We start from the raw sequence: 7,787 nt of genomic DNA on the forward strand, positions 1-7,787 counted from the left end.
ATGGCAGCTTCGCCGATGCCCGAAATGTCGGGTGGAATTTGGGAGCGGTTCGCCTCCCTCTTCCGACTTGCCGAAGAGCGCGAGCAACTGCTGGTGCCGGCCGTGATCCTTGCAGGAGTGCTGCTCTCGGTGCTCCTGCTCGTTCTTCCCGGAGCGACGTACAGCGGGAAATATACCAACGACGTCTTCATCTTCTTCGATAATGCGCATCGCTTGCTGGCCGGGCAGGTTCCGAACCGGGACTTCCACTCGCCGCTTGGGCCGCTTGCCTATGTCCTTCCCGCCTTCGGCCTCCGCGTCGGGGGCCTGGGCGGTTTCATGCCTTGGGCGACCGCGGCGTTCCTGCTGCTGTTGACCCCGATCCTCCTCTACGTCTGCCGTTCCAGGCTGCCGGTGGGCTTCGCGATCGGCTTCGGCATCTACACGGTCCTGCTCGCGGCTGGCCCGGTCAACATTGGCGACGAAGTTGATTCCACCTCCTTCGCCATGTTCTACAACCGGTGGGGATATGCGCTGCTCGGGCTGCTGTTCCTGATGATCCTTCCGCGCCGGGAGGGGAGGGGCAGCCGGTGGATCGATGCGGCGGCGGCCGCACTGCTGCTCATGCTCATGTTCTATCTGAAGGTGAGTTATTTCATGTTCGGAGCGGCGCTCATGGTGCCGCTCTTCTTTCTGCTGCCGTCGCAGCGCTTCATGGCTCCGGCTTCCCTCGCTCTCACAGCGCTCGGAATCGGCCTCGTCGAGCTCGCCTGGGGAGGCACCGGAAATTACCTTCGCGACATTGCGGCCGCGGCGGAGGCAAGCGGAGCGCTGCGCGGAACCTTGTTCACGCTGTCGCGGCTCGCTTTGCAGAACTTCATGGCGTGCATTCTCTTCCTGTTCGTGATGGGCCTTGCGGTTTACCGCTCAGTCCGCTGGCAGACGCTGCTGCTTTGCCTGTACATGGCGGGCGCGGGCCTGCTGCTTGCGAACCAGAACGCGCAAGGCCCCGGATTGCTGACGCTGATCCCCGCGGCTTTGGTGGCCATCCTCGCCCCCGGCCGCAACGAGGCGACGACAGCCCCTCTTTGGCCGCGGCTTACGGGCTCGCTGCTGCTCGCGGCGCTAGTCCTTCCGCCGGCGACGGTATCGGCCGTCACGCTCGGCTATTTCTCCATCAAATCGGCACGGCCGACCGGCGGTCCTTACGAGCAGCAGATCGGCGACTTCATCACTGCCGAAGGCATGATCGACCCGCTGAAGATAGGGCCGCAAGGGCAGCGCCGCGTCTACCGGGCGGAGCGCGCCGACCTCGACATCTACAACAAGATCAAGAACACGAAATATCGGCAGGGCTTCTCTCAACCTGAGTTCCTCATCACTCTGAAGGACGGGATGGATCTGCTTCGGCGCGAGCCGCGGCTGGAGGGCAAGATCTTCGTTTTCGACATGGGAAATCCGTTCAGCGGACTGCTCGGGAGGGAATCTCCCCGCGGCGTCGATGCGTGGAACCACGTGAACCGAACCTTCACCGAGACTTCCTACCGTCCCCCGCAGCGTATGTTCGCCGACGTCGACGTCGTGCTGATCCCGAAGGTCGCGACGGATCTGCCCACCGTGGAGGCGATGCAGCGCGTCTACGGCCCCTACCTCTCCTTGGCGTTCGAGCCGGTCGCCACTTCGGACTATTGGCGTGCCTATCGCAAACGGCGCCTGTGATGTCGCCGCTGCCCGGAACCGTGTCCTGATGCGCTTATCGTCCGGATCTCGCCGTCGCAGCGGCGGCGAGTCACGCTCGCTGCGCAAGCTTGATCTCCGCTGCGACAGGTCCGGCCGCGGCGCGCCGCCGCATTTCTGATGGCGGACGACTTTCCACCACCAGCCGCGGCGACGGAGAGGCCGGAGCTGAAGCCAATTGCGGGCGAGCGGTTCCTCCTGCTTCTTGTCGCGGCCGCCTTGATCGCGGGCCTGGCGCGCCGAGCCCTGGTGGGCTGGGACGCGCCGCTGTGGCTCGATGAAGCATTCACGGCAGCCATTGCCATCCAGCCCAGCCTCGCGGGGCTGTTGCGCGATTGCCTGAACGAGCTCGGCGGCCCCGTCTACTACGCCCTCATCTGGACGTGGGAGAAGCTGTTCGGAGCAAGCAACGCCTCGCTCCGCCTGCCAAGCTTCATCTTCTCCGTCGCCACCCCCTTGCTCATCTGCTGGCGCGGCCATCCGGACCGAATGACCAGGCTCTTCTGGGCATCCCTCGTCGCGCTATGGCTGCCGGGTTTCTATTTCGCGACGGAAGCGCGGCCCTACGCCCTTCTGTTCTTCCTCGCGACTGTTCAGATCATCCTGTTCCTCAGACTTCTGGATGCTCCTTCCCGCGCGCGGGCATTTACCTGGGCCGCGGTTTCGGCGCTGCTGATCCTCACTCACTATCACGCGCTGGTCGTCACGGGGCTGCAGGGCGTCTCATTCCTGGCATTGAAGAGGAGAGGGGCGCTCGCGCTGTGGCCTGCCGCTCTCCTGTTCGTGCCGATGATCGCCTGGATGAGCGTTCACCTCCCGCTTCACATACGCTTCTCCAGCCCTGACATAGCCTGGCATCAGCTGCTTTCGCCAAAGTCGCTGAAGGCGTTCCCAGATCTCCTGCTTGGCGCGGGCCGGATCGCGGCGGCGCTGTTTCTGCTCGTGGCGGCGACTACGGCGATTGATCTGTCGAGGGTTCTATTCCGTAAAGCCCGCTGGCCCTATTCCGGCCACGATACCATCGCGGTGGCAAGCAGCTTGGCGGCAATCGCCTTCGTGTACGGCCTGGGTTTCATCCGTCCAAGCTTCACGGCCCGCTACTTGATCCCGTTCATTCCAGGCTTCCTGCTGGCTCTGGCGATGTGGCTGCGGCTTTGGGGAAGACGGGTTCCGCTCCTTGCCTGGGCCGCCCTCCTTCCGCTCCTGTGGCTCGCGTCGGCCTCCCTTGTCGAGCGGATCAGGGATCCTGAAGCGGATCCGCGGTGGGACTTCAGCTGGCAGCAGGCATCGGCGGATCTGGAGGCCGCGGGCGCCAGGGAGGTCATCTTCCTGTGGGACAATCCGACCACAGCCCTTGGCTATGAGGAGCTGCTGCAACGGACCGGCGGGTTCTTCTTCGATCGAGCGGGTTCGTCGGTGAGGGTGAGGGCGCTGATCCTTGCAGGCAGGGGCGACGTCGATCCCAACAAGGCGCTGGTCCGGGCGGCCGGGCCGAGGGATGCGCTGATCTGGGCGTTCGATGCGCGCGTTCCGCACACCCTTGCGACACGGCACCCGCCCCGCATTTCGGCTATCGATCCTGCCTGGAAATGCCGCAATTATGGCCGGCAGAATGTGACGATACTCGCCTGCATTCGCGGTTGAAGATCGATTACGGCGCCGCCTGTTCGAGCGGACCCTCGACCCTCTCCCCCCTAAGCTCACGGGTCACCGCCAACAGGGTATCGGCCATATAATCCATCCGCTGGCCGTCGATCCCCGGCCAGACGCCGATCCAGAAGCTGTCGTTCATGATCTTGTCGGTGTTGGTGAGCGTGCCGTGGACGCGATACTCTACGTCGCGGAAGGCGGGCTGCTTCGTCAGGTTTCCGGCGAACAGGAGGCGCGTCCCCACCTTCCGCTCTTCCAGCGTCCGGACGAGGTCGTTGCGGTTGATCCCGCTGCCGTCGCGGACGGTGAGGAGGTAGCCGAACCAGCTCGGCTCGGTGCCCGGCGTGGGCTCCGGCAGGTGATAATATTCGTCCAGCCTACGCTCGCGCAGCCGCTTCTCGAGGCCGGCGAAATTTTCCCGGCGGCGCTGCACGAAGCGATCGAGCTTCTTCAGCTGGCTGACGCCGACCGCGGCCTGCATGTCGCTGACCTTCAGATTGTAGCCGACGTGGCTGTAGGTATATTTGTGATCGTAACCCTTGGGCAGCTGGCCGAGCCGCCAGCCGAAGCGCTTGTTGCAGGTGTTGTCTAGACCGGGCTTGCAATAGCAGTCGCGGCCCCAATCCCTGAAGGATTCCGCGATCTTGGCGAGCAGCGGGCTGTTCATCAGCACGGCGCCGCCCTCCCCCATCGTGATGTGGTGCGCCGGGTAGAAGCTCAACGTGGCGACGTCGCCGAACGTGCCGACATGCTGGCCCTGGACATAGGCGCCGAACGCGTCGCAGCAATCCTCGATCAGGTAGAGCTTGTGCTGCTTGCAGAAGGCGGCGACGCGGGCGACGTCGAAGGGGTTGCCGAGCGAATGGGCGATCATCACGGCGCGCGTCTTGTCGGTGATCGCCGCCTCGAGCAAATCCACATCGACATTGTGGGTGGCAAGGTCGACGTCAACAAACACGGGGATGCAGCCGTATTGGACGATAGGTGTCACCGTCGTGGGGAACCCGGCTGCGACGGTGATCACTTCGTCGCCCGGCTTGATCCGCTTTTCGCCGAGCTTCCAGGAGGTGAGGCAGGCGAAGGCAAGGAGGTTGGCGGCGGAGCCCGAGACGGTCAGCTTCGAATAGCGGCGCCCGAACTTCGCCGCGAGCTCCTCCTCGAACTGGTCGGCGAAGCGGCCGGCCGTCAGCCACATGTCGAGCGAGGCATCGATCAGGTGCGCGCAATCGTCCGCATCCATGACCTTGCCTGAAGGCGGGATATAGGTGACCCCCGGCACGAACTCTGGCTGCGGGCGGTTCTCGAAATATTCGCGCGCAAGCTGGATGATGGCGGAACGCTGGCCGTCGGACATCTTGTCTTTCCTGAAGTTCAATCTGGCGGGGCGGTGCACGATTTCGGCTGGAAGCTCAACACCCCTGGATCATGCCCGGACGCGGAGCGGGCAAGGATGTTGCAGCGGAAGGGACTGATTTCGGCTTCAAATCGCGCCGGGACCATGCAATGCGCCCTCCCCATGGCCCAGAAACTGATCTCAGTCGTAACCCCTTGTTACAATGAGGAGGAGAATGTCCGCGAGCTCTCCCGCCGGATCAAGGCGATCTTCGAGGAGCTTCCCGGCTATGATTACGAGCATATCCTGATCGACAACGCCTCGACCGACAGCACGCCCGAAATCCTGCGCGAGCTGGCGAGCGAGGACCGCAGGACCAAGGTGATCCTGAACACCCGGAATTTCGGCCACATCCGCTCACCCTATCACGGCATGCTCCAGGGACAGGGCGACGCGGTCATCCTGATGGCATCCGATTTCCAGGACCCGCCGGAGATGGTCCCCGACTTCATCCGGAAGTGGGAGGAAGGCTATCGCGTCGTCATGGGCGTGAAGACCCAGTCGCAGGAATCGGCGGCCATGTACGCCGTCCGCAAGCTCTATTACGGGCTGAGCGGGCGCCTGTCGGAGATCAAGCTGGTCCCGAACTACACCGGCTTCGGCCTCTACGATCAGGCGGTGATCCAGCAGCTCAGGCACATCGACGACCCCTATCCCTATTTTCGCGGGCTGATCGCCGACCTCGGCTATGATGCTGCGGTCATCCCGTTCAACCAGCCCCGGCGCAAGCGCGGCATCACGAAGAACAACTTCTTCACTCTGTACGACATGGCGATGCTCGGGGTGACCAACCACTCGAAGGTCCCGCTTCGCATGGCCACCATGGCCGGGTTCCTGCTGTCCGCCGTGAGCCTTCTGATCGCAGTCGGCTATCTGCTCGCGAAGCTCTTCTTCTGGAGTGAGTTCGCGATGGGCACCGCGCCCATCCTCATCGGCTTCTTCTTTTTCATGTCCGTGCAGCTCTTCTTCATCGGAATGATCGGGGAATATGTCGGCGCGATCCACACCCAGGTTCTGAAGCGCCCGCACGTGATCGAGAAGGAACGGCTGAACTTCTAGCCTTCGCAGCGGTTGCCGCGCCCCAGGGCGGGCGCGTTACTTGGGAACGAAGAGCCGCCACTGCTCCGATTCTCCGGCAAGCCTGTAATGCCTGCTGAAATAGGAGCCGTACAATTGCTGCATCACGGTCAGGTTCCGCTGGTCGCCGTCGCCGAAGCGCTTCGGGACCATGATCACGTCGCGCCCGTTGAAGACGCGCTCGGCTGGAGGCGCCGATTGCGGTGAGAACAGGAAGCCGAGCTGCCAGCAGGTCGGCGCCGTCTCGCTCGGTTGAACACCCCGGACGACGTTGAAGGGATTGGCGAAATCGAGGGCGGCCACGGTTCGGCCGGCATTGCCCGTGCGCTGGAGCAGGCGAAGGCCGTCCATGACCTTACCGACATAGGTAGTAGGAAGCGGCGGGTCGCCGCCGAAGGCGGAAATCTGCAAGCCTTCCAGCGGCCCGCTCGTAAAGCGCTCGGCCGGGGAGAGGGTCGTGCCGGCCCGCTTTGCCGCCGCCGCCTCGGCAACGCCCACTACGTTGCGGCCCGTCATCGGCAGCACCACGACCAGCGCCAGCCCAATTCCTGCCAAGGCAAGAACCTTCGGTCGAACCGGGCCTACCGCCTCTGCGCCGGTTTCCCTGAGATCGCGAACAATCCCGCCGAGCAAAACGAGGGCGCCCAGTTCGGCGATCGGGGTTTCGCTCAGGTGGCCGAGCGGTGAATTCGTCATCAGGATCGCAGCCGCCGATCCTGCAAAGGCACCGAACACCCAGCCGCATTCGATTACCCGCCGCAGCAGCGCCGCGCGTCCGACGGTGGAGCCCGTCGCGCACCAGATCAGCGCAAGCCCGGACATCGCCACCAGCTCGGCGCGAAGGCTCCAGCCCCAGCGCAGAAGCTCGATCGGACCGAGGCCGTGGCGGGCTCCCGCGGCGATCCGCATATCCTGGAGAAGATGACCGAAGCCCCAGTCGAGCAGAAAGCCAAAGGCCAAAAGCCAGGCCAGGCCGCTGACGAGCACGCCGAACCAATAGCGGCGGCCACGGAGCCGGATGGGGGCGAAGCCCACGATCAGCGCCACCGCAAGCAGGCCATAGCTGATCTTGAGGAAGATCAGGAGCAAAGTGCAGGAACCGACGATGAGGCCGTCAGCCCAATCCTTCCACCCTGCGGGCTCGGAGGGCCGAACGGCCATGATCAGCATCGCAATGCCGAACAATGGATAGGCCCAGCGGTTGTAGATGGCGGCGTAGCTCCAGACGTCGCTTCCGAAGCGCAGCTCGTGCGGAGCGACCGCGGTTGCAATGAGGACGATCGTGGCGGCGAGCGCGATGAGCGGATGGAGGCGCGAGAAGGATGCGTAGAGCGCGAGCGGCAGGGCGAAGAGGGCGACGATGCACGTGGCAGCCGGGATCGCGTGCACCAGCGACCCGGTAAGATCGATCCCGACGGCGATGACCAGGAACGTCAGCACCCCGAACGGCGAGTAGAAATCACTGTGGGGAGTGATGCCCCATTTGAGCTTCCAGGCTCCGTCGAGGAGCACCATCACGTCATGGCCGAACACCATCTGCGGCACCGCACCGGTCCACCATGTCGTTCCGATCAACAGCGCGCACTGGAGCGCCGCGAAGAGGAGGCACAATGTGCCGAGGCGAGAATTCGAGGCGTCCGCAAGCCAGCCGGACCGGCCCGGCGCAGGGACATTGGCGGCCGCTGGTTCGATCTCAGGCATGTTCGATGGTCCAGTGGAGTAGTGGGGCTTCAAAATCACTGGCTCCGGTGGAGGAACCCTCCCTGGTGCGCAAGCCTCGTCGCGGCCGCTGCCGGCCAAAAGGGAGGGCAGTCCGAATGAGTTAACGATTGCGGGATCGGGCGGGTACGGATAGCGGGCGGCGTAAGTGCGCAATTACAAGGTCGACGTCCTTTCCATGAAAGCTGTCATAGTTGCAGGGAAGCCGGGCCGGGGCCCGGCCGAGGACGCG

Annotated in this window: 5 protein-coding genes; 3 read left to right on the plus strand and 2 right to left on the minus strand. The window is 64.1% G+C overall.

Annotated elements, in window-relative coordinates:
- Both VF662_RS00185 and VF662_RS00190 read left to right on the plus strand, forming a co-directional pair.
- Nucleotides 1-1,698, plus strand: a complete 1,698-nt coding sequence (locus VF662_RS00185) for a hypothetical protein (protein WP_464136270.1) — start codon at nt 1-3, stop codon at nt 1,696-1,698.
- A 138-nt stretch (nt 1,699-1,836) separates the two neighbouring features.
- A complete protein-coding gene (locus VF662_RS00190; RefSeq protein WP_464136271.1) occupies nt 1,837-3,360 on the plus strand; it encodes a hypothetical protein in 1,524 nt (507 codons plus the stop codon).
- A gap of 7 nt (nt 3,361-3,367) precedes the next feature.
- Here VF662_RS00190 and rfbH read toward each other — a convergent pair whose 3' ends face one another.
- A complete protein-coding gene (gene rfbH, locus VF662_RS00195) occupies nt 3,368-4,720 on the minus strand; it encodes a lipopolysaccharide biosynthesis protein RfbH (RefSeq protein ID WP_464136273.1) in 1,353 nt (450 codons plus the stop codon).
- 162 nt (nt 4,721-4,882) lie between these two features.
- Here rfbH and VF662_RS00200 point away from each other — a divergent pair, with 162 nt between their 5' ends.
- Entirely contained in the window at nt 4,883-5,818 is a 936-nt protein-coding gene (locus tag VF662_RS00200) for a glycosyltransferase family 2 protein (RefSeq protein WP_464136276.1), read from the plus strand.
- A gap of 36 nt (nt 5,819-5,854) precedes the next feature.
- Here VF662_RS00200 and VF662_RS00205 read toward each other — a convergent pair whose 3' ends face one another.
- Complete coding sequence (locus VF662_RS00205) at nt 5,855-7,537, minus strand: hypothetical protein (RefSeq protein WP_464136278.1); 1,683 nt, start codon at nt 7,535-7,537, stop codon at nt 5,855-5,857.
- Between the last annotated feature and the right edge of the window lie 250 nt (nt 7,538-7,787).

Source organism: Allosphingosinicella sp. (genome assembly GCF_036387215.1).
GTDB lineage: Bacteria > Pseudomonadota > Alphaproteobacteria > Sphingomonadales > Sphingomonadaceae > Allosphingosinicella.

Bases quoted from the DNA above. Each gene is read 5' to 3' on its own strand.
- VF662_RS00185 (WP_464136270.1), top strand. From the start codon at position 1: ATGGCAGCTTCGCCGATGCCCGAAATGTCGGGTGGAATTTGGGAGCGG.
- VF662_RS00200 (WP_464136276.1), top strand. From the start codon at position 4,883: ATGGCCCAGAAACTGATCTCAGTCGTAACCCCTTGTTACAATGAGGAG.
- VF662_RS00205 (WP_464136278.1), bottom strand. From the start codon at position 7,537: ATGCCTGAGATCGAACCAGCGGCCGCCAATGTCCCTGCGCCGGGCCGG.
- VF662_RS00190 (WP_464136271.1), top strand. From the start codon at position 1,837: ATGGCGGACGACTTTCCACCACCAGCCGCGGCGACGGAGAGGCCGGAG.
- rfbH (WP_464136273.1), bottom strand. From the start codon at position 4,720: ATGTCCGACGGCCAGCGTTCCGCCATCATCCAGCTTGCGCGCGAATAT.